This window comes from Pseudomonas sp. H3_C08, from assembly GCF_054669455.1.
In genome coordinates this window covers 2850546-2873234 of the sequence record NZ_CP162803.1, presented here as the reverse complement: position 1 = coordinate 2873234, position 22689 = coordinate 2850546, and the positions used below count along the sequence as shown (strand labels likewise).

Genomic DNA, 22689 nt, shown 5'->3' with positions numbered 1-22689 from the left:
CCCGGCCATGAGCAAGAGAAAGATTATTCCGTTGCTGGTGTACATCCTGTTCCTGCTGGTGCCGATCTACTGGCTGTTGAACATGTCGTTCAAGAGCAACACCGAAATCCTCGGCGGCCTGACGCTTTTCCCACAGGCCTTTACGCTGGCGAACTACAAGGTGATCTTCACCGACCCGAGCTGGTACACCGGTTATCTCAACTCGCTGTATTACGTGAGTTTGAACACGGTGATCTCGCTGAGCGTGGCGTTGCCGGCGGCGTATGCGTTTTCGCGCTACCGTTTTCTCGGCGACAAGCACCTGTTCTTCTGGCTGCTGACCAACCGCATGGCGCCGCCGGCGGTGTTTTTGCTGCCGTTCTTCCAGCTGTATTCGTCGATTGGTCTGTTCGACACACATATCGCCGTGGCCTTGGCGCACTGTCTGTTTAACGTGCCATTGGCGGTGTGGATTCTCGAAGGCTTCATGTCCGGTGTGCCCAAGGAAATCGACGAAACTGCCTACATCGACGGCTACAGTTTCCCCAAGTTCTTCGTGAAGATTTTCATCCCGCTGATCGGCTCCGGCATCGGCGTTACGGCGTTTTTTTGCTTCATGTTTTCCTGGGTCGAATTGCTGCTCGCGCGCACGTTGACCTCGGTAAACGCCAAGCCGATTGCGGCGGTGATGACGCGTACGGTTTCAGCATCGGGTATCGATTGGGGCGTGCTGGCAGCGGCGGGGGTGTTGACCATTCTGCCGGGCATGCTGGTGATCTGGTTTGTTCGCAACCACGTGGCCAAGGGCTTTGCCCTCGGTCGGGTCTGAGGAGCTGATGATGGAATGGATGAGTTGGACCACGCCTACCGCAGCATTCTTCATTGTCATCGGCCTGATTCTGGTCGGCATGACCACTTGGGAATTGCGTTCGCCGAGCATCTTGCGGCGAGGTTTTCTGCCGATTGCCACCACCCGTGGCGATCGGTTGTTTATCGGTCTTCTCGGCAGCGCCTACCTGCATTTGCTGGTGATCGGCGCCACCGACTGGAGCATCTGGGTAGCGTCCGCGTTGTCCCTGGTGTGGCTGTTGGCTGTGATGCGTTGGGGCTAGTCGAGTCGTTCGGCAACGCGGCTCCACAACTTAAACAGGAGGTCTCTATGTTCGACAAAAACAATAAGCTGCGACATAGCATTTCATTGGCAGCCATGCTGGCACTCAGCGGTTTGAGCGCCGCCGCGTGGGCGGATGCCTACGAAGACGCGGCGAAAAAATGGATCGGCAGTGAATTCAAACCGTCGACCCTGACGGCTGAACAGCAGCTCGAAGAACTGAAGTGGTTCATCAAGGCTGCCGAGCCGTTTCGCGGCATGGACATCAAGGTCGTTTCCGAGACCCTGACCACCCATGAATACGAGTCGAAAGTGCTGGCCAAGGCGTTCAGTGAAATCACCGGGATCAAACTCACCCACGACCTGCTGCAAGAAGGCGATGTGGTCGAGAAAATGCAGACGGTGATGCAGTCGGACAAGAATATTTATGACGGCTGGGTCAACGACTCGGACCTGATCGGTACGCACTTTCGCTACGGCAAGACCGAATCGATCACTGACCTGATGGCCAACGAAGGCAAGAACTTCACCTCGCCGACCCTCGATATCAAGGACTTCATCGGCATCTCGTTCACCACCGCGCCGGACGGCAAGATCTATCAACTGCCCGACCAGCAATTCGCCAACCTGTACTGGTTCCGTGCCGACTGGTTTGAACGTGCGGATCTGAAAGCCAAGTTCAAGGAAAAGTACGGCTACGAATTGGGCGTGCCGGTGAACTGGTCGGCCTATGAAGACATCGCCAAATTCTTCAGCGAAGACGTCAAGGAAATCGACGGCAAACGCGTTTACGGGCACATGGACTACGGCAAGAAAGACCCGTCGCTGGGCTGGCGCTTCACCGATGCCTGGTTCTCCATGGCCGGTGGCGGCGACAAAGGTTTGCCCAACGGTTTGCCGGTGGACGAGTGGGGGATTCGCGTCGAGGACTGCCACCCGGTCGGCTCCAGCGTGACTCGCGGCGGCGACACCAACGGCCCGGCGGCGGTGTTCGCCACCACCAAGTATGTCGACTGGCTGAAGAAGTACGCGCCACCGGAAGCGGCGGGCATGACCTTCTCCGAATCCGGTCCGGTACCGTCGCAGGGCAACATTGCGCAGCAGATCTTCTGGTACACCGCGTTCACCGCCGACATGACCAAGCCGGGCCTGCCGGTGGTCAACGCCGACGGCACGCCGAAATGGCGCATGGCGCCATCGCCGCGTGGGCCGTATTGGGAGGAGGGCATGAAGCTCGGTTATCAGGACGTGGGCTCGTGGACGTTCATGAAGTCCACACCTGAGAAACAGAAGCTCGCGGCGTGGCTGTATGCGCAGTTCGTGACCTCGAAAACCGTGTCGCTGAAGAAAACCATCGTTGGCCTGACGCCGATTCGCGAGTCGGACATCAACTCGCAAGCGATGACTGATCTGGCGCCGAAACTCGGTGGCCTGGTCGAGTTCTACCGCAGCCCGGCCCGCGTGCAATGGACCCCGACCGGCACCAACGTGCCGGACTACCCGCGTCTGGCGCAACTGTGGTGGAGCCACATCGCCGAAGCGGCCAGCGGCGAGAAGACCCCGCAACAGGCACTGGATGGTTTGGCCAAGGATCAGGACGCGATCATGACGCGTCTGGAACGCTCCAAGGCCCAAGCGGTGTGCGCACCGAAAATGAACCCGGAACGCGATGCCCAGTACTGGTTTGATCAGCCGGGCGCACCGAAATCGAAACTGGCCAACGAGAAGCCGAAGGGCGAGACCGTGAGCTACAACGAACTGCTGAAATCGTGGGCGGATGCGCGGAAGTAACAGCTGAAATGTGAAAGGCGAACGGCACTGCAAGGTGCCGTTTTTTTTTGCGCCTGATCTACCGCAATCGCGAGCAGGCTCACTCCTACAGGGGATTGAGGCGTACGCATCATCTGTGAACGACACAAAAACCTGTAGGAGTGAGCCTGCTCGCGATAGCGGTGTGTCAGATAACAAAGATATCGACTGACCCGCCGCCATCGCTTGCAGGCAAGCTCCTACAGAATGCAGTGGTGTTCACAAAACTCAAAAAACCCCTGCCCACTGCAGCATCTACTAAAGGGCATCGGTCAGTGCCAGCTTCATGCTTGAGTTTCTTCAAAGGTATCAAGCATGGCATCAGGCAATGACGAATCGAAATCATCAGGCAGCACCAACTTGCCTTTCATAGCGCCAATTCGTGGTGTGCCGGTTTTTCCTGTGTGAGCGAGAAGGCGCTGCGCCCGACCTTGGACTGCCAGAGTCTCGATTTCTGCAACCAACTCACAAAACATGTCTCTGCTCATAGTGCCCCCCATCGTTCTTCTACCTGCAAAGACCTTCACCATAGAACTACCCACTCAAGGCTGGCTGTAGGACGAAGCGGATGTTAGGGCGGGAGCTTTCGGAGTTTGTGCAGAGACGAGAGCGTATCGGTAAGAAATCGTACAAAACTCGCGATTCCCATTCTGACATTCAACATGGATATCGCCTGATCCGACGCTTTCGCGAGCAAGCTCGCTCCCACAGGTTTCGGCGGCGTCCACTTATTTTGTGAATGACTACTGTCTCTGTGGGAGCGAGCTTGCTCGCGAAGGCAGAGTATCAGGCAATGCAGATGTTGAAGGACCCACCGCCATCGCGAACAGGCGAAGGCCTACAGGTTTTAGCGGTGTCCACAAAACCTGAGTACCCCGCAAATCACTGTGGGAGCTTGGCTGCAAGCGAAGGGGCCATTGGCGGCACCGCCGGAAACCCAAGCCTGAACACGGTCATCGCCCCCGGCAAACTCTTAACCTCCGCCACACCCTGATGCAGGCTCATGATCGAGCGCACGATTGCGAGCCCCAACCCGGTACTGCCCTGCGAACGCGAGCGACTGCTGTCGACGCGGTAGAAGCGGTCGAACAGATGTGGCAGGTGTTGCGCCTCAATCCCGGCGCCGGGGTTGCTGACCAGCAGGGAAGCCTGCGTCCCACTCTGTTCAATCAGCAGCGTCACGGTTTTCCCGTTCGGGCAATGACGCAGCGCGTTGGACAGCAGATTGGAAATCGCCCGCTGAATCATCAGCCGATCGCCCATCACCGTCGCAATGCCAACGACATTCAAATGAATGTTCTTATCCTGCGCCGACAACGAAAACATCTCCGCGACCTTCGCCGCCTCAACCTCCAGCGCCACCGCTTCAAACGGCGCCAGCGCGGACGGATGACTGACCTGCGCCAGAAACAACATGTCCGAAACAATCCGCGCCACGCGCTCCAGTTCTTCGGTGCACGACACCAGCACGTCCTTGTATTCCTCGGTCGTGCGCTCGCGGGACAAGGTCACCTGCGCCTTGCCCATCAGGTTATTGATTGGCGTACGCAGCTCATGCGCCAGATCATCGGAGAATTGCGACAACTGCTGCACCCCGGCATCGAGCCGATGCAGCATGAAATTGATGCCTTGTGCCAGTTCACTCAGCTCCTGCGGCATGTTCACCACGGACAGCCGGTGTTCCAGATCCTGGGTCGAGACCATCGCTGCGACTTTGCGAAACTCGCGCAGCGGCGCCAACCCGCGTTGCACCGCGCCCCACGCGGTCAGGCCGATAAACACCAGCAACAACGGCAAGGCAATCAGCGTCGAGCGCAGATAGGCGCTGAGCAGCGCCTCATCGTGGGCGTTATCCACTGACAGCAGCACCGGCACGCTGCTGCTGTCCTTGAGGCGAATCAGTTTCGAGGCGGTGAGGAATTTCTTGCCTTGCGCGTCGGTGCTGTCGCTGTAAGTCAGTTGATCGGTGGTGGCGCGCACCGCTTTCAATTCGACGCGCGGATCGCTCAATCCCGAGCCGGATTTGAGCAGCGGCGAGCGCCGATTGAGGCGGTCATAAATGGTCAGCGTGAGGTTGTCATGCCCCATCACCTGATCGAGCAGAATATGCGGCTTGCCGGTGATTTCATTGGCATCGACGTACAACGACAAGCTGTGTTCGACCTGCGCCATCTTCTTTTCCAGGCTGTCTCTGGCAAGCGAATTCAGCTCATGGGTCAACGCGAAATAGGCGAGGATCGCCAGAAACACCACCAGCAGCGCACCGAGAATACTCACCGTCAAACCGAGGCGCATCGACAGGCTGGAGGGTTTCATTCCCGCGCCTCCAGCACATAGCCGACACCGCGCAGGGTGTGGATCAACTTGCTGTCGAACGGGTCGTCGATTTTCGCCCGCAAGCGGCGGATCGACACTTCGACCACATTGGTGTCGCAGTCGAAATTCATGTCCCACACCAACGAGATGATTTGTGTGCGCGTCAGCACTTCGCCGGACTGGCGCATCAGCAAATGCAGCAGGGCGAATTCCTTGGTGGTCAGGTCAATACGCTGTTGCCCGCGAAACGCGCGATGGCGGCCCGGATCGAGCTCCAGATCAGCGACTTTCAGCACCTGCGGCACCGGGATATTTTCGCTACGACGCATCAAGGTGCGCACCCGCGCCAGCAGTTCGGGAAACTCGAACGGCTTGACCAGATAATCGTCGGCACCCAGATCGAGGCCGCGAATCTTGTCGGCCAGACGCCCGCGCGCCGTCAGCATCATCACCCGCGTCGAATGGGTGCGACGCAGTTGTTCCAGCACGCCCCAACCGTCGAGTTCCGGCAGGTTCACGTCGAGAATAATCAGGTCATAGGCCTGTTGTTGCGCCAGATGCAGGCCATCGGCACCGGTGGCGGCGTGGTCAACGACATAACCACTTTCGGTCAAACCCTGATGCAAGTATTCGGCAGCTTTAAGCTCGTCCTCGACGACAAGGATTCGCATGATCTTTCACCACTTTTATTTAATGGGTATTTAATTTAAAAGCCCCTCACCCTAACCCTCTCCCAGAGGGAGAGGGGACTGAGCGTGGGATATTTCAGAACTACGCCGACGTGAAAGAACGTTACTGAATCCATAATCAACTTGATGTAACAGGTCGATAAAAAACGCCAGACACTTCGGTCGGCTCCCTCTCCCCCCCGGGAGAGGGCTGGGGTGAGGGGAGTGCGGACAATAAAGGTTGTAGCGGCTACAGGGTCAACGCCCAAGTGCTTTAGATCAGTGTTCTGCGACAGTAGGTCGCAGTGCTAACCACCAAATTCTCTTGAGTTTACTTACGGCAAGTGCTGTTCAGCAGATAACTACCGTGTTTTTGTTTCGATGTATTTCGATAACGATATTTGCACTTCGCATCCTAGAACAAAACAACTTCCCCAAACCGTGGATAACGGATTTGTAATGTTCCAGTCACCTTGTCGATAAGTTCAAAACCCTACCGTGGCGGCATCCGAGATTCTTGAATAAAGGAAGTCTTCCATTGCCCGGTTTAATTAAACTGACGGCGCAATCACGCCTGAAAAAAACCGCCAGCGTCATCTTGTTGCTGGCCTGTACCAGCCTTGCAAACGCAGCGACCCTGACGCTGGATCAAGCCCTGCAAAGCGCCTTCGCCAGCAACCCGGATTTAGCCGCCGCGCAATGGGAAATCGGTATCGCCGAAGGTGACCGCCAACAGGCCGGCCTGATCCCCAACCCCGAAATGTCGTGGGAAGCCGAAGACACTCGGCGCAATTCGCGCACAACCACGGTGATGCTCAGTCAACCGATTGAACTTGGCGGCAAACGCGGTGCACGCATCGATGTCGCCAGCCGTGCGCAAGACGCTGCCAGCATCGAACTGGAGCGCAGGCGCAATGCCTTGCGTGCCGATGTGATTCAGGCATTCAACAGCGCGCAAACCGCGCAGCAACGCTTGCAGCTGTCGCGTCAATCGCTGCAACTGGCCGAGCACGGTTTACGCGTGGCGCAAGGGCGGATCGAGGCGGGTAAATCTTCGCCGGTCGAAGGCACGCGGGCGCAAGTGCAACTCTCGGAAGTCCGCCTTGAATTGAGCCGCGCCGAACGCGATCAGGCCACCGCGTACCAACAATTGGCGCAAGTCACGGGCGCGGCATTGCCGACGTCGACCAAGGTGCAGGCGCTCACGCAAAGCATGCCGGCCGTACCACCACCGACAAGATTGCTCGAGCGCTTGAACGAGACCGCCGAACTGCGTCTGGCCAAGTTGCAGATCGACCAGCGCGAAGCGTCGTTGGGCCTGGAAAAGTCCCAGCGCATCCCCGATCTCACCGTCAGTATCGGCAGCCAATACAGCGAAACCGAGCGCGAGCGGGTCAACGTGGTCGGCCTGTCGATGCCGATTCCGCTGTTCAACCGCAATCAGGGCAACGTGCTCGCGGCCGCGCGCCGAACCGATCAGGCGCGGGATCTGCGCAACGCCACCGAGCTGCGATTGCGCACGGAAATCCAGACCAGCCTTGAGCAATGGCAGACCGCCAACGGCGAAGTCACCGCGTTCAACCAGACCATCCTGCCCGCCGCGCAAAGTGCGGTCGACAGCGCCACACGCGGATTCGAAATGGGCAAGTTCGGCTTTCTCGATGTGCTCGACGCGCAACGCACGCTGATCGCTGCGCGCAGCCAGTACATCCAGGCCGTCAGCGAAGCCACCGACGCCCGCGTACGCATCGAACGGATCTTCGGCGACCTCAGCGTCAGCCCTTGAATTTCACTTTTCATACAACTGCGCGATGGCATGGCGCAGAGGAGTTTCCATGGATAAAAAACTGATGGTGGTCGCGGTGGCGACGTTGGCGCTGGGCATTGGTATCGGCTCGCAGTGGTCAGGTAACGCAAGCATCGACGCGCATGCCGATGAGGCCGCTGAACACGCCGATCATGCGCAAGAAGATGCAGCGGCTGAACATGCCGAAGAAGGGCACATCGAATTGAGCGCGGAGCAGATCAGCGCTGCCGGCATTCAACTGGCCGAGGCAAAACCGCAAAACATCAGCCGCGGCCTGCCGTTCCCCGGCGAAGTGCGCTTTGACGAAGACCGCACCGCCCACATCGTGCCGCGTGTGCCGGGTGTGGTCGAGGCGGTGGCGGTCAACCTCGGGCAAACGGTGAAGAAGGGCCAGTTGCTGGCGGTGATCGCCAGCCAGCAGATCTCCGATCAACGCAGCGAACAGGCGGCCGCGCAACGTCGCCTGTCCTTGGCGCGCACCACTTATGAGCGGGAGAAAAAACTCTGGCAGGACAAGATCTCTGCCGAGCAGGATTTCCTCCAGGCGCGCCAAGCGTTGCAAGAAGCTGAAATTGCCCTGAGCAATGCCCAACAAAAGATCAGCGTACTCAGCGGCAGCGTGGTCGCCACTGGCGGCAATCGCTACGAACTGCGCGCGCCGTTCGATGGCGTGGTGGTAGAAAAACACCTGACGCCGGGCGAGGTGGTCGATGAAAGCACAGCGGCGTTCACCCTCTCGGACTTGTCGCGAGTGTGGGTCACGTTCGGCGTTTCACCGAAGGATCTGAACAAGGTCCAAGTAGGCAAAACGGTCACCGTCAGTGCACCCGAACTGAACGCTGAAGTGGTTGGCAGCGTGGCTTACGTCGGCAGTTTGCTCGGCGAACAAACCCGCACTGCGACCGTTCGCGTCACCCTGGAAAACCCGCAAGGCTCATGGCGCCCCGGTCTGTTCGTCACTGCGCTGGTCGCGACCGACAGCCGCGAAGCGAAAGTCGCCGTGCCGGAAACCGCGATCCAGACCGTCGAGGACAAACCCACGGTGTTTGTGCGTACCGACGACGGCTTTGAAGCGCGCGCAGTAGAGCTGGGCAGCCGCGCAGGCGGTCATGTGGAAATCACTCAAGGCCTGGAACCGGGCGTGCAAGTCGCCAGCGCCGGCAGCTTCGTCCTCAAATCGGAACTGGGCAAAGCCTCGGCCGAGCATTCCCACTGATCCCGGAAGGTCCTCATGTTCGAACGCCTGATCCAGTTTGCCATCGAGCAGCGCATCATCGTCCTGCTCGCCGTTCTGCTTATGGCCGGCCTCGGCATCGCCAGTTATCAAAAACTGCCGATCGACGCCGTGCCCGACATCACCAACGTCCAGGTGCAGATCAACACTGGCGCCGCCGGATTCTCGCCGCTGGAGACCGAGCAGCGCATCACCTTCCCGATTGAAACCACCATGGCCGGTCTGCCGGCACTCGAACAGACCCGTTCGCTGTCGCGCTCGGGCCTGTCGCAAGTCACGGTGATCTTCAAGGACGGCACTGACCTGTTCTTCGCCCGGCAATTGGTCAACGAGCGTTTGCAGATTGCCAAGGAGCAATTGCCCGAAGGCGCCGAAGCGGTAATGGGGCCGATTTCCACCGGCCTCGGCGAGATCTTTTTATGGACGGTGGAAGCCAAGGAGGACGCACTCAAGGACGACGGCACAGCCTACACGCCGACCGACCTGCGGGTGATTCAGGACTGGATCATCAAGCCGCAATTGCGCAACGTGCCGGGCGTCGCCGAGATCAACACCATCGGCGGTTTCGCCAAGGAATATCAGATCGCGCCGGACCCGAAACGCCTGGCCGCGTACAAACTGACGCTCACCGATCTGGTCACTGCGCTTGAGCGCAACAACGCCAACGTCGGCGCCGGTTACATCGAGCGCAGCGGCGAGCAATTGCTGATCCGCGCGCCGGGGCAAGTGGCGAGCACCGAGGACATCGCCAACATCGTCATGGCCAATGTCGACGGCACGCCGATCCGGGTGAAGAACGTCGCGACAGTGGAAATCGGCCGCGAATTGCGCAGCGGCGCGGCCACCGAAAACGGGCGTGAAGTGGTGCTCGGCACGGTGTTCATGCTGATCGGCGAGAACAGCCGCACGGTCTCGCAAGCGGTCGCCAGCAAGCTCGAACAGATCAACAAATCTCTACCGCAAGGCGTGATCGCGGTGCCGGTGTACGACCGCACGCACCTGGTCGACAAAGCCATTGCCACGGTGAAAAAGAACCTCATCGAAGGCGCGATTCTGGTCATCGCGATTCTGTTTCTGTTCCTCGGCAACATCCGCGCGGCACTGATTACCGCGATGGTGATTCCGCTGTCGATGCTGTTCACCTTCACCGGCATGTTCAGCAACAAGGTCAGCGCCAACCTGATGAGCCTCGGCGCGCTGGACTTCGGCATTATCGTCGACGGCGCGGTGGTGATTGTCGAAAACACCCTGCGTCGGTTGGCCCATGCGCAGCAGCATCACGGACGTTTGTTGACCCGCGCCGAACGCTTCAAAGAAGTCTTTGCGGCGGCAAAAGAGGCGCGGCGACCGCTGATTTTCGGCCAGTTGATCATCATGGTCGTGTACCTGCCGATCTTCGCGCTGAGCGGTGTCGAGGGGAAAATGTTCCACCCGATGGCGTTCACCGTGGTCATCGCTTTGCTTGGCGCGATGCTGTTGTCGGTGACCTTTGTGCCGGCGGCGATCGCGTTGTTCGTAACCGGCAAGGTCAAGGAAGAAGAGGGCGCGGTGATGCGCGGCGCACGTCGCGTTTACGCGCCGGCGCTGGCCTGGGTCATGTCCCATCGCGCAATCGCAGTGGGCGCGGCGTTGGGCGTGATCGTGCTCAGCGGCGTGCTCACCAGTCGCATGGGCAGCGAGTTTGTTCCGAGCCTGAGCGAAGGGGATTTTGCCCTGCAAGCGCTGCGCGTGCCGGGCACCAGCCTGACGCAATCGGTGGATATGCAGCAGCGGTTGGAGACGTTGATTCTGGCGAAGGTGCCGGAAGTCGAGCGCGTTTTTGCCCGCACCGGCACCGCCGAAATCGCCTCGGATCCGATGCCGCCGAATATCTCGGACAGCTATGTGATGCTCAAACCGAAAGAGCAATGGCCGGACCCGGACAAGTCCCGCGAAACCCTGATGGCCGAGTTGCAGGCTGCCGCCGCGACGTTGCCGGGTAGCAACTATGAACTGTCGCAGCCGATTCAATTGCGCTTCAACGAACTGATTTCCGGCGTGCGTAGCGATGTCGCGGTGAAGGTGTTTGGCGATGACATGGACGTGCTCAATGCCACGGCGGCGAAGATTGCTGCGGCGATGCAGAAGGTCAACGGCGCATCCGAGGTCAAGGTTGAGCAGACTACCGGGTTGCCGGTGCTGACCATCAACATTGATCGCGATAAAGCCGCGCGCTACGGACTCAACGTGGGTGATGTGCAGGACACCATCGCCGTCGCGGTGGGCGGGCGTCAGGCCGGGACGTTGTATGAGGGTGATCGGCGTTTCGACATGGTTGTGCGTTTGTCCGATGCCATGCGCAAGGACATCGACGGACTGTCGGCGCTGCTGATTCCGGTGCCCGCGCTGAGCGGCGCTGCGAATCAGATCGGCTTCATCGCGCTGCAAGACGTCGCCAGCCTCGACCTGGTGCTCGGGCCGAATCAGGTCAGCCGCGAGAACGGCAAGCGACTGGTGATCGTCAGCGCCAACGTGCGTGGGCGTGATATCGGTTCGTTTGTCAGCGAGGCCGGTGAGGTGATCGAGCGTGATGTGCAAGTCCCGGCCGGTTACTGGACCAGTTGGGGCGGGCAGTTCGAGCAACTGCAATCGGCGGCCAAGCGCTTGCAGATTGTGGTGCCGGTGGCGTTGCTGTTGGTGTTCGGGTTGTTGTTCATGATGTTCAACAACCTGAAGGATGGCTTGCTGGTGTTTACCGGGATTCCGTTTGCGCTGACCGGTGGGGTCATGGCGCTGTGGTTGCGCGATATTCCGTTGTCGATTTCGGCGGGTGTCGGGTTTATTGCTTTGTCGGGTGTGGCGGTGTTGAACGGGTTGGTGATGATTGCATTTATTCGTAATTTGCGTGAGGAGGGACGGTCGCTGTCCGATGCCATTAACGAAGGTGCGTTGACGCGTTTGCGGCCGGTGTTGATGACGGCGTTGGTGGCGTCGCTGGGGTTTATTCCGATGGCGCTTGCAACCGGCACCGGTGCGGAGGTGCAGCGACCACTGGCGACCGTGGTGATCGGCGGAATACTGTCCTCCACGATCCTCACACTGCTGATCTTGCCGGCGCTTTATCAACTCGCCCATCGCCGGGATGAGGACGCTGTTCCATCTAAATAGGTAATCCCCCCTGTAGGAGTGAGCCTGCTCGCGATAGCGGTCTATCAGTCAGATCTAAATTGACTGACCCACCACTATCGCGAGCAGGCTCACTCCTACAGGTTTTGTGTTCGACTTCAGAAGAGCGCCCTGGAGATAACGGATATGTAATGTCCCCGCCACCGTCACGATAGGTTCGGATTGTTACCTTGATCCCGTCAGTTACTTAAACGAGGAATCAAAGATGAAAATCGTACAGATGGGTGCTCTTGTTGTGGCGTTGGCGATCTCTTCCGTGGCTCTGGCCGAAGGCGGCGGCGACCGCACATTCGAGCGGATGATGACCAGCAACGACCGCTCCATGGAACTCTTCGTCGCCAAGGAACAAGCCGCCGGCAACCCGGTGGTCGTCACTGACAAGAAAGACGACAAAACCCGCGATCTGTAAGCCTGCTGCACCTGAACAAGCCCGTTATCGCGCATCGATGCCGGGCTTTTTTTACGCCCGGACGGGAAGGAAATGGTATGAAAGTACTCAAGTTGATCGCATTCGCGGCTGTCATGGCGATGTCGGTGAATGTGCTGGCTGAAGGTGGCGGTGACCGCACTTTCGAACGCGCGCTCAGCGCCAACAGCAAAGCCATGGAACAGTACGCCGCCAACCAGGGCAAAGCGCCGCCGGTGGTGAAGGATTACGAATACGGAATGAAGCTGGACGTGGCCAAAGTGGTGAGTGTGGTGAAGCCGCAGCCTGCGTGCAAAGTGGTGCCAACGGCCATGACCTACGAGGACTCCAAGGGGCAGCTCAACACCATCAAGTACAACGTGATGGGCGTGTGTCGCAACGGCGGGAGCTGAATCCTTTACGGCGAAACGCGGCCCGAGCCTTCGGCAGCTCCTACAGGGGCCGAATTGCAATATCACGCTGCGTATTTCAATTCGTGATGTTTAAAGGTTGTGTGTGAAGTGCAGAACCTTCCCACAATGTTTTCAGGTTGTCCGTCGGACGTCAGCTCTCTAGCCTGTGGGGGTCGCTGCCAATTCAGCGATCGGGATTGGAACCCCGCGGATCAACTGAAGCAAGACGCACTGTTCATGACGTATGCTTGCGCACTTTCATGTGTGCACTCCGTTATGGCGGCTGTGCGCGGGAGACTTCGAGTCTGTCGGGTTTGCTCAGTTGCCCGGGTTCCAACCTGCGTACAGCTGCCACCCTTTCGCGTGGAACCGAAAGGGCCAGCTCCACCTTCAAGCTGAGTAAAACATTATGAAAAAGCCAACCCCGAATCCCCCCGAAACAGACGCCATCCCCGACGCCAACTCAACATCGCCTTACGCCTCCGTCGACACCCGAAAACTCCACGAAGCCGCCGACCGCGCCCTCGATTTCTACCTCAAACCCTCAGCCGCCATCATGTCCGCGCCGTACATCCCCAACCAGATGTTCCTGGTCAATCCCAAAGCCGACACCGAATCATTACTGGCCAACGCCAGCGAATCCCTGGCCTCGGCCACGGTGATGCTCGGTGACTTCGCTGCGCTGCTGAACGGCACCCATCGCAAGACTCTGCTCGGCATCGCGCAGGTCGTCATGCTTGGTGAATTAGCGGTGAACAAAGCTCTGGATAACGTGGAGGTCACGACGTAGGCGAAGGTCCTTTGGCGAGGATCTTTTTCTCGCCAGGCCTAAATAAATGACCGTGTATCTGAAAGCTATACGCGTATATGCATTGGCTACACGGTCGGTATAGAATCGACTCCGAAGCCGCTCTCATGGCTTCGTACCTCAAACGTTAGATCTCACGTTAAGAGCATGGCCTAAACCTCTCCGGGCCACTCAAGGAGTCAGAAAATGAAAAGTAAGCAAAAGCTGATGTGCTAACGCCATAAGGAGGCTCCAGTTCCAACATCACCTACCCAGATGGGAAACAGAACAAATGTCCACAACTGAAAGCGTTGAAAAATCCAAACCCGTTCCAATCAACATGAGAGCGGACGAAAAGAAACGTAATCTGATCGATTTGGCAGCCGCCATGTCTGGTCGTGATCGCACAAGTTTTATCCTGGAAGCTGCCTGCCAAAAAGCTGAAGAGGTGATTCTGGATAAACGACTGTTCCTTCTCGACGACAGCGCATTTGACGCATTCGAACAAGCTATTGAAGCCAATCCGGCTCGAGGTAACGAATGCCTGCACCAACTGCTCGCACGTCCAAAACGTTGGAGTTGACCGCCCCCGAGAAGCTCAACGACCTACACGAACTCGATGCTTTCGATTCTGGTGAGGTGACCATTGACCATTACCTGCAGAGGAAGGCGCGAAAAGCCCAATCCACCAAGCAGGCTGTTGTGTACGTCAGTTGCCTCAAAGGCACGTCGAATGTGATGGCCTACTACACGCTCTCCAGCGGATCAGTCGCCCGTGCCAGCGTCATGCCGAAAAGCCGTCAACGCAATTCGCCCAGTGTCCATCCGGTCACTCTATTGGGGCGTATGGGGGTAACGCGCGAAGCTCAGGGCCAAGGTTTCGCTGTCGATTTACTGCAAGATGCGATTGAAAGAGCCCTCAACGCGTCTCAGTCGATCGGATCCAGCGCGATAATTGTTCATCCCTTGAATGATCGGCTGTCGAGCTTTTATATCAAGTACGCAGGTTTCATTCCGTGCCCCGGCATTTCCCCCATTACCCTGATGCTGCCTTTACGCTAAAGCTCGGCTTAATCAGCTACCCGCTAGGTTGTCTTGATAGCGGGTTGATTATGTCGCGACCGCAAAGCAAAAAAAGGCGCCCCGAAGGACGCCAAAAGATTCACCTCTTACCAAAGGAGCAAGGAGCTTCTAAAGGTGAATTTGCATCAGCCGCGCAATCAAAGAATCGCCAGCGGATACTCGACAATCACCCGCACTTCATCCAGATCCGACTCGAACGCCGTGGCGCGGGTTGTGGCTTGGCGCAAGCGCAGTGACAGATCTTTCATCGAACCGCTTTGCACCACGTATTTGACTTCGATATCACGCTCCCAACGTTTCTGATCGGTCAGCGGATTGCCCTCGGCATCGCGGCGCATATACACGGCGTTAGCGTTTGAATAATCAGCGTCGGTGCCGCGTGCGTAACGGGTCATGAACGACAGACCCGGTACGCCATAGGTGCTCATGTCGAGGTCATAGCGCACCATCCACGAACGTTCTTTCGGCGAGTTGAAGTCGCTGTACTGGATCGAGTTGTCGAGGAAGATCGAGTCGGACTGGCGCAGGTAGTCGAAGTCGTCATTACCGTTGTTGCGCTGGTGGGAGAGGGCGACAGAGTGGGCTCCAAGCTTGACGCCAACGCGGCCGCTCCAGATGTTGTTGTCGAACTCGCCGAGCAGTTGTTTGCCCTCGTCGACGGCCTTGTAATAGTTCAGGCCACCGAACAGCGATAGGTCATCCGAGAGCGGATAGGTCCAGGCGGTGCCGGCGTAGTACTGATTCCACGCATCCTTGAGACGGCTGGAATACAGACTGAAACTGAGATTCTTGTTCAGCACATAATCACCGCCACCATAAGCGATCCACGGCGAATTGACCGGACCTGCATAGAAGGTCGCGAAGTTCTCACGCATGTCGCTGGACGCCGGCTGGCTCATCGCATGCAACCGGCCACCCTGCACCGACAGACCTTCAATGCTGGTGTTGGTCGCCGTCACCCCGCGAAAGCTCTCCGGCAGCAAGCGCGAGTCACCGGCCGCGACCATCGGGTTGGCCGGGAACACATCCCCCACCCTGACCACCGTATCGAACGCCCGGATTTTCGCGGCGCCGCCGACCTTGGTGTATTCGTCCCGCGCCTCGCCGTCGCTGTTGACCGGCAACACATCAAACGAACTGCGCCCACCGTTGCGTCCGTCACCGGTATCGAGTTTCAGACCAATCATCGCAAATGCATCGACACCGACCCCGACGGTGCCTTGGGTGAAACCGGACTCGAACTTGCTGATCACCGCATGCGACCAGGCTTCTGAATAGCCGTTGCCGGTCGGACTGGACTGACCATTGCGATGATCACGATTGAAGTAGAAGTTACGGTTGAGCACCGTCAGGCTGCTGCCTTCGACAAAGCCTTCAGGCTTGTCTTCAGCAAACACCGTGGACGGCCCGGCGCCGACCACCACTGCTAGAGCGGCCATCGATATTTTCGAATTGTTAACCATCAAACACTCCTTGGGTTCGGCAGAACGGGAACGTGCTTCGGCGTGGGTTTTATTGTTCGGCGGGGCAGGGCCCGCCGGCATTGGTCGCCGGGTCACATCGTTGCAAGCTGCGGATAACGCCAAGGTGATGAGGGAATTACAATTTCGTCATGTGGCTGGAATTAGAACCCAGTGTCAGGTCAGGGCTGCGAGTTGTTCGATTGTCTGTGGAAAACGCTCGACCAGACGGATCAGGGTTGTGGCCTGAGCATTGGGCGTTGCTCGTCCTTGCTCCCAGTTTTCGAGCGTTCGCGTGTTGGTGCGTAGATACATCGCGAATACTGACCGGGAAAGATTAAGTTGCTGACGGATGGCTATCACTTTTTCAGCAGTGATCGGCATCAGTTTTGGCAGTTGAACTTTGTGGGTACGCAAGGTGATTTTGCCTTGGCGTTCATCTGCCAGTGCTTCCAGTCCATCCATCAGTTCGGAAAAAATGTCACGTTTCATAGTGGGTTCTCGCGTTGAGTTCTCTATCCAGCGTTTTTCTGAAAAGTTTTTTCTGGGCAGGCGTCAAATCGTCCTGCTCGTTTTTGTTGTAGACGGTAAAGAGCCAGAACTGATCGAAGCCTGACCACCAGTAATAAATCACTCGTAATCCGCTGCGCTTACCTTTCCCTCTTCGTTGGTCGCCAAAGCGAATTTTACGAAGCCCGCCTGTGTCCTCGATGAGATCGCCCGCTTCCGGATTTTTCAGCAACTCCAGTTGAAAGCTGCGAAACAGATCGTCATCCAGATAGTCGTCTCGGTGCTTCTGAAATACAGGCAATTCGATAAATAGAGCATCCATGTTCTGTACGCTACCTACGTATAGTGTTGTCTCGATAATCGAATCGGTCAAGGCCTCCTGGCCTTGCTTTTCGTCCCTTTTTCAACGGTAGACGCCGCTCGTAAAAACACCTGTAGGACGAATCGCCGCGTGTGGTGAGAACGTTCGATTGATCTATGAAGACGCTTCGCAGCTGCCGAGTCGGAACAGTCCCGCAAGCAGTGCCCAACGCCGAATGGTGATAGCGGCGGGGTGTCAGGCGAAGAAGAGGTTGAATGTGCCGACGCCTTCGCGAGCAGGCTCGTTCCCACAGTGATCCAGGGTGGTTACAGACTTTGTGAACACCATCGAAACCTGTGGGAGCCGGGCTTGCCCGCAAAAATAAAAACGGCACCCGAAGGTGCCGTTTCTATTTGTAGCTAAAAGCGACGGAGCAATCAGCCCGCCAGACCCGCCTGCTGAACCAGAGTCAGCAATGGCTGCGGGTACACACCCAGGAAGAATGCGACCAGGGCGATAGCCAGCAGCATCACGCCGCCTGCCTTCTGTTCCCAGTGCAGTTGGGCGTCGTGGCGACGCAGGTTTGGCTCTATCAGGTACAGGGTGACCATCACGCGCAGGTAGTAGAAGACGCCGATGGCGCTGCCCAGTACCAAGGACCCGACCAGCCACCATTGGTGCGACTCGACACCGGTAGCGATGATGTAGAACTTGCCGATGAAGCCAGCAGTCAGCGGGATACCCGCCAGCGACAGCATCATTACGGTCAAGACTGCGGTCAGGTACGGACGGCGCCAAAAAAGGCCGCGGTATTCGTACAGGGCGTCCGCGTCACGGCCGTTGTACGGCGAGGACATCAGGGTGATCACGCCGAAGGCGCCGAGGCTGGTGATCACATAAGTCACCAGGTACACGCCGATGGCTTCCACCGCCAGACCCTTGCTCGCCACCAGGGCGATCAGCAGGTAGCCGAAGTGCGCGATGGACGAGTAACCGAGCAGACGCTTGAGGTTGCTCTGGGTCAGGGCCAGCAGGTTACCGAACAGGATCGAGGCGATGGCGATGACGGTCAGCACGTCGCTCAGGACGCCGCTGCTGGCAGCAGGGGAGATCTGGAACAGACGCACCATCACCGCAAACACCGCAACCTTCGACGCAGTGGCGAGGAACGCGGCCACCGGTGCCGGAGCACCTTCGTAAACGTCCGGCGTCCACAGGTGGAACGGCACCAGCGACAACTTGAACGCCAGGCCGATCAGCATCATGCCCAGGCCCAGTTGTGCCAGCGAGCTAGGCAGGCCAGTCGCAGCCAGAGCCTGACCGATGCCAACGAAGCTCAGCGAACCCGAGTCTGCGTACAGCAGCGCCATACCGAACAAGAGGAACGCGGAACCGGCAGCCGACAGCACCATGTATTTGATGCCGGCTTCCAGCGAACGCTTGTTGAAGAAGGCGTAGGCCACCAGACCGTAAACCGGTACCGACAACAGTTCCAGACCGATGAACAAACCGGCCAGGTGCTGCGCGCTGACCAGAACCAGACCACCGGCGGCGGCCATCAGGATCAGCAGGTACAGTTCTTCACGGTTGCCCGGGTAACCCGAACCGCCATCACCCAAGTAGGCGTGGGCGAGGGTAACGCAAGCAAGGGTGGCGACCAGGATCAGCGCCATGTACAGACAGGCAAACGAGTCGATCTGCAGCAGTGGAGTCACGGCCAGAGGCGCGACTTTCAGGGCTGGCAGGATCGACAGCAAGGCCAGGTTCAGACCGGCGACCGAGATCAGGAAGGTCTGCGAGTGGTTGCGGCGCCAGGCGATTGCCAGCATCACCACGATAATGGTGAGGCTGGTGATCAACAGTGGCGCAAGCGCAATAAAGTGTTGAATCGTGAATTCCATAGCGCTCTTACCGGGCCGAAGCGAGTTGAGTGAAGGCGGTGCCGAGCCACTGCTGCACGCCATGCATCGTGGCGGCAGAGGTGTCGAGGAACGGTTGCGGGTAGACGCCGAGGTAAACCAGCAGCACCGCAAGGCCCAGCACCATGATCAGTTCGCGAGCGTCCATACCGTGCAGGATCGAATCCGATTTCGACGGACCGAAGTAGGCACGGTGGATCATGATCAGCGAGTAGACCGAACCGAACACCAGACCGGAAGTGGCAATCGCGGTGATCCATGGAGCGCTGGCGAAAGTGCCGATCAGGATCAGGAATTCACCGACAAAGTTACCGGTACCCGGCAGGCCCAGGGAGGCGGCCGCAAAGAACAGGCTGATCGCCGGCAGGTAAGCGATACGCGACCACAGACCGCCCATCTCACGCATGTCACGAGTGTGCAGACGCTCGTACAACTGACCGCTGAGGATAAACAGTGCCGCCGCCGACACGCCGTGCGCCAGCATCTGGATCACTGCACCTTGCAGGGCCAATTGGCTGCCGGAGTAGATGCCGATCAACACGAAACCCATGTGGGAAACGGAAGAGAAGGCGATCAGACGCTTGATGTCGGTTTGGGCGAAAGCGAGGAACGCACCGTAGAAGATCCCGACCAGACCGAGGGTCATGGCGATCGGCGCAAACTCGGCCGAAGCGTTCGGGAACAGCGGCAGGGCGAAACGCAGCAGACCGTAGGCAGCGGTTTTCAGCAAGATACCGGCGAGGTCGACGGAACCGGCAGTCGGCGCCTGGGCGTGGGCATCAGGCAACCACGAGTGGAACGGAACAACTGGCAGCTTGACCGCGAAGGCGATGAAGAAGCCGAGCATCAGGATGTACTCGGTGGTCATCGACATCTTGGTTTTCAACAGGTCGGCGTAGTTGAAAGTAATCACGCCGGTGTTGTTGAAGTTGACCAGTACCAGACCGAGGATCGCCACCAGCATGATCAGGCCGGAAGCCTGAGTGAAGATGAAGAACTTGGTCGCTGCGTAGATCCGGGTTTTCTTGCCGTCCGAAGAACTGTGACCCCAGAGCGCGATGAGGAAGTACATCGGCACCAGCATCATTTCCCAGAAGAAGAAGAACATGAACAGGTCGAGGGCGAGGAACACGCCGACAACGCCGCCCAGGATCCACATCAGGTTCAGGTGGAAGAAGCCAACGTGACGTTGAATCTCTTTCCACGAGCAGAGTACCGAGAGGATACCCAGCAGACCGGTCAGCAGGATCATCAACAGCGACAGGCCGTCGAGGGCCAGGTGCACGTTGATGCCGAAACGCTGGATCCAGACATGCTTGAACTCAAGCGCCCAGGTCGGATCGGCGCCAGGCGCCGGCGCAAATGAATAGTCACCGTGGGCCCACAGCCAGAGGCCGAGGGCGAGTTCCAGGGTCATGGTCAACAGCGCAATCCAGCGGGGCAGGGTAGCGCCGAAGCGCTCACCCATCCAGCACAGCAGGCCGCCGATGAAGGGGATCAGGATTAGCCAAGGCAGAATCATGACGGGCTCGTTTCCTTTCGCAAATTCGCAAGGTTCATATCAGACCGCTACCAGCACGATGGCGCCGATAACCAGCACGGCACCAGCAGCCATCGAAGCAGCGTACCAACGCAGTTGACCGGTCTCGGTGCGGCTTAGGGCGGTGTGACCACCCTTGGCCATACGCGGGATCAGACCGATGGTCTGGTCGAGCGGGTCTTTGCGCAGTACGTGGCTGATCGCCAGGTAAGGCTTGACGAACAGTTTGTCGTAGATCCAGTCGAAGCCCCAGGCAGCGAACCACCAGGCCGAAAGGAAACGGCCGATGCCGCTATTGGCGATGGCCGTGACGAAGCGACGCTTGCCGAGGAACAGCAGCGCTGCCAGCAGGATACCGGCCAGGGCAATGGCGCCCGAAGCGATTTCCAGACTGTGCTTGGCTTCGCCACCGGCATGGCCAACGCTTTCCGGCAGTACGCCGTGCAGCGGTGGCACGATCATGGCGCCGACGAAAGTCGACAGCACGATCAGCACCGACAGTGGCAGCCAGTGCGAGATGCCGTGACCGGCGTGGGCTTCGGTCTTGGCTTCACCGTGGAACGTGATGAAGATCAGGCGGAAGGTGTACAGCGACGTCATGAACGCGCCGACCAGACCTGCGTAAAGCAGACCGTGGTTGCCGCTGGCGAACGCTTCCCAAAGAATTTCGTCCTTGGAGTAGAAGCCTGCGGTAACCAGTGGCAGAGCGGCCAGCGCAGCACCACCGACGATGAAGCTGGCGTAGGCCAGTGGCAGTTTTTTCCACAGACCGCCCATCTTGAAGATGTTCTGCTCGTGGTGGCAGGCAACGATCACCGCACCGGAAGCAAGGAACAGCAGGGCCTTGAAGAAGGCGTGGGTCATCAGGTGGAAAATCGCGCCATCCCATGCACCAACGCCCAGCGCCAGGAACATGTAGCCGATCTGGCTCATGGTCGAGTAGGCGAGGATACGTTTGATGTCGGTCTGTACCAGTGCGGCGAAACCGGCCAGAACCAGGGTCACGCCACCAACGATGCCGACCAGGTGGAGGATTTCCGGCGCCAGGGTGAACAGACCGTGGGTACGGGCGATCAGGTAGACACCGGCGGTCACCATGGTCGCGGCGTGGATCAGTGCCGAAACCGGAGTAGGGCCAGCCATCGCGTCCGCGAGCCAGGTTTGCAACGGCAGTTGTGCCGATTTACCGACCGCGCCACCCAGCAGCATCAGGGTCGCCAGGGTGATCCAGAAGTCGCCGACCTGGAATTTCTGCGGTGCCAGCACCAGCAGTTCCTGGATGTTCAGCGTGCCCACTTGCTGGAACAGGATGAACAGGCCGATGGCCATGAACACGTCGCCGATCCGGGTCACGATGAAGGCCTTGAGCGCGGCGTTACCGTTGTTGCGGTTGCTGTAGTAGAAACCGATCAACAGGTACGAGCACAGGCCCACGCCTTCCCAGCCGAAGTACAGGAACAACAGGTTATCGCCGAGTACCAGGAACAGCATGCTGGCGATAAACAGGTTGGTGTACGAGAAGAAGCGCGAGTAACCCGCTTCACCGCGCATGTACCAGGATGCGAACAGGTGGATCAGGAAACCTACACCGACAACCACGCCGAGCATGGTGATCGACAGGCCGTCGACGTAGAGGGCGAAGTCAGGCTTGAAGCCTTCGACCGCCATCCACTTCCACAGTACCAGCGTGTAGTGACCGCCTTCGGGTGGTGCGACGTTGAATTGCCAGATGACGTAGGCGGCGACAATCGCCGACAAGCCAATGGAACCCACGCCGATCAGCGCCGAGAGGTTTTCCGACCAGCGTCCACGGGAGAACGACAGCAGCAGGAAACCGATCAGAGGGAATACGAAAGTCAGAAAGATAAGATTCATCCGCGCATCTCACTGGCAGCGTCGATATCGAGCGTGTGGAAGCGGCGATACAGTTGCAGCAGGATCGCCAGACCAATACTGGCCTCGGCGGCTGCAAGGCTGATCACCAGGATGAACATGATCTGTCCATCCGGCTGGCCCCAACGGGCGCCAGCAACAATGAACGCCAGTGCAGAGGCGTTCATCATCACTTCCAGACTCATCAACACGAACAAAATGTTGCGGCGGACCATCAGGCCGACCAGACCAAGGCAGAACAGGATGCCGGCAACTGCCAGACCATGTTCGAGAGGGATAGCAGGCATG

General features: G+C 58.4%; 21 protein-coding genes. 11 read left to right on the top strand and 10 right to left on the bottom strand.

Features of this window, described 5'->3' with window-relative positions; translation table 11 throughout:
• Window positions 1-7 precede the first annotated feature (7 nt).
• From AB4N74_RS13185 to AB4N74_RS13175, 3 genes are read left to right on the top strand one after another with little or no spacing between them, the layout of a single operon-like run.
• Window positions 8-808, top strand: a complete 801-nt coding sequence (locus AB4N74_RS13185) for a carbohydrate ABC transporter permease (protein WP_093434233.1) — start codon at window positions 8-10, stop codon at window positions 806-808.
• A 10-nt stretch (window positions 809-818) separates the two neighbouring features.
• On the top strand, window positions 819-1091 hold the full coding sequence (locus AB4N74_RS13180; protein ID WP_007912485.1) for a DUF2160 domain-containing protein: 273 nt from the start codon (window positions 819-821) through the stop codon (window positions 1089-1091).
• 47 nt (window positions 1092-1138) lie between these two features.
• Window positions 1139-2881 carry an ABC transporter substrate-binding protein gene (locus tag AB4N74_RS13175; protein WP_460100657.1) on the top strand — a complete coding sequence of 581 codons (1743 nt, stop codon included), beginning with the start codon at window positions 1139-1141 and terminating at the stop codon, window positions 2879-2881.
• Window positions 2882-3183: 302 nt separating this feature from the next.
• Here AB4N74_RS13175 and AB4N74_RS13170 read toward each other — a convergent pair whose 3' ends face one another.
• The 3 genes from AB4N74_RS13170 to AB4N74_RS13160 all read right to left on the bottom strand — a co-directional run bounded on the left by AB4N74_RS13170 (window position 3184) and on the right by AB4N74_RS13160 (window position 5886).
• Window positions 3184-3387, bottom strand: a complete 204-nt coding sequence (locus tag AB4N74_RS13170) for a hypothetical protein (protein ID WP_256573906.1) — start codon at window positions 3385-3387, stop codon at window positions 3184-3186.
• A gap of 394 nt (window positions 3388-3781) precedes the next feature.
• Window positions 3782-5215, bottom strand: a complete 1434-nt coding sequence (locus AB4N74_RS13165) for a heavy metal sensor histidine kinase (protein ID WP_460100653.1) — start codon at window positions 5213-5215, stop codon at window positions 3782-3784.
• Window positions 5212-5886, bottom strand: a complete 675-nt coding sequence (locus tag AB4N74_RS13160) for a heavy metal response regulator transcription factor (RefSeq protein ID WP_095048087.1) — start codon at window positions 5884-5886, stop codon at window positions 5212-5214. The genes AB4N74_RS13165 and AB4N74_RS13160 overlap by 4 nt, the downstream gene beginning before the upstream one ends.
• Before the next feature lie 535 nt (window positions 5887-6421).
• Between AB4N74_RS13160 and AB4N74_RS13155 the strand changes: the two genes are divergently transcribed.
• The 8 genes from AB4N74_RS13155 to AB4N74_RS13120 all read left to right on the top strand — a co-directional run bounded on the left by AB4N74_RS13155 (window position 6422) and on the right by AB4N74_RS13120 (window position 14757).
• On the top strand, window positions 6422-7669 hold the full coding sequence (locus tag AB4N74_RS13155) for a TolC family protein (RefSeq protein WP_460100650.1): 1248 nt from the start codon (window positions 6422-6424) through the stop codon (window positions 7667-7669).
• Window positions 7670-7718: 49 nt separating this feature from the next.
• Window positions 7719-8906: an efflux RND transporter periplasmic adaptor subunit gene (locus AB4N74_RS13150; RefSeq protein ID WP_460100647.1), complete on the top strand. Its 1188-nt coding sequence runs from the start codon at window positions 7719-7721 to the stop codon at window positions 8904-8906.
• A 15-nt stretch (window positions 8907-8921) separates the two neighbouring features.
• Window positions 8922-12071 carry a CusA/CzcA family heavy metal efflux RND transporter gene (locus tag AB4N74_RS13145; RefSeq protein ID WP_460100644.1) on the top strand — a complete coding sequence of 1050 codons (3150 nt, stop codon included), beginning with the start codon at window positions 8922-8924 and terminating at the stop codon, window positions 12069-12071.
• 223 nt (window positions 12072-12294) lie between these two features.
• Window positions 12295-12498 (top strand): co-regulatory protein PtrA N-terminal domain-containing protein, encoded by a 204-nt coding sequence (locus AB4N74_RS13140; RefSeq protein ID WP_093434253.1) that lies wholly within the window; start codon window positions 12295-12297, stop codon window positions 12496-12498.
• A gap of 77 nt (window positions 12499-12575) precedes the next feature.
• Window positions 12576-12908: a DUF2790 domain-containing protein gene (locus tag AB4N74_RS13135; protein ID WP_460100641.1), complete on the top strand. Its 333-nt coding sequence runs from the start codon at window positions 12576-12578 to the stop codon at window positions 12906-12908.
• A gap of 409 nt (window positions 12909-13317) precedes the next feature.
• The gene (locus AB4N74_RS13130) at window positions 13318-13698 is read left to right on the top strand and encodes a DUF6124 family protein (RefSeq protein WP_099756649.1); all 381 of its coding nucleotides are present in this window, start codon (window positions 13318-13320) and stop codon (window positions 13696-13698) included.
• A gap of 289 nt (window positions 13699-13987) precedes the next feature.
• Window positions 13988-14278: a type II toxin-antitoxin system TacA family antitoxin gene (locus tag AB4N74_RS13125; protein ID WP_041073246.1), complete on the top strand. Its 291-nt coding sequence runs from the start codon at window positions 13988-13990 to the stop codon at window positions 14276-14278.
• Entirely contained in the window at window positions 14236-14757 is a 522-nt protein-coding gene (locus AB4N74_RS13120; RefSeq protein ID WP_093434262.1) for a hypothetical protein, read from the top strand. Before AB4N74_RS13125 ends, AB4N74_RS13120 begins: the two co-directional genes overlap by 43 nt.
• Window positions 14758-14915: 158 nt before the next feature.
• On the opposite strand, the gene AB4N74_RS13115 is transcribed toward AB4N74_RS13120, so the two are convergent.
• From AB4N74_RS13115 to nuoK, 7 genes are all read right to left on the bottom strand, one after another.
• A complete protein-coding gene (locus AB4N74_RS13115; RefSeq protein WP_257355518.1) occupies window positions 14916-16241 on the bottom strand; it encodes an OprD family porin in 1326 nt (441 codons plus the stop codon).
• Between the two features lie 174 nt (window positions 16242-16415).
• Entirely contained in the window at window positions 16416-16730 is a 315-nt protein-coding gene (locus AB4N74_RS13110) for a helix-turn-helix domain-containing protein (RefSeq protein ID WP_460100636.1), read from the bottom strand.
• On the bottom strand, window positions 16720-17070 hold the full coding sequence (locus AB4N74_RS13105; protein WP_093434372.1) for a type II toxin-antitoxin system RelE/ParE family toxin: 351 nt from the start codon (window positions 17068-17070) through the stop codon (window positions 16720-16722). The genes AB4N74_RS13110 and AB4N74_RS13105 overlap by 11 nt, the downstream gene beginning before the upstream one ends.
• A gap of 416 nt (window positions 17071-17486) precedes the next feature.
• Complete coding sequence (gene nuoN, locus AB4N74_RS13100; RefSeq protein WP_008082842.1) at window positions 17487-18950, bottom strand: NADH-quinone oxidoreductase subunit NuoN; 1464 nt, start codon at window positions 18948-18950, stop codon at window positions 17487-17489.
• 7 nt (window positions 18951-18957) lie between these two features.
• Complete coding sequence (gene nuoM, locus AB4N74_RS13095) at window positions 18958-20490, bottom strand: NADH-quinone oxidoreductase subunit M (RefSeq protein WP_077573624.1); 1533 nt, start codon at window positions 20488-20490, stop codon at window positions 18958-18960.
• Between the two features lie 39 nt (window positions 20491-20529).
• The gene (gene nuoL / locus AB4N74_RS13090; protein ID WP_007920175.1) at window positions 20530-22383 is read right to left on the bottom strand and encodes an NADH-quinone oxidoreductase subunit L; all 1854 of its coding nucleotides are present in this window, start codon (window positions 22381-22383) and stop codon (window positions 20530-20532) included.
• A complete protein-coding gene (nuoK, locus tag AB4N74_RS13085) occupies window positions 22380-22688 on the bottom strand; it encodes an NADH-quinone oxidoreductase subunit NuoK (RefSeq protein WP_003223790.1) in 309 nt (102 codons plus the stop codon). The genes nuoL and nuoK overlap by 4 nt, the downstream gene beginning before the upstream one ends.
• Window position 22689 lies beyond the last annotated feature (1 nt).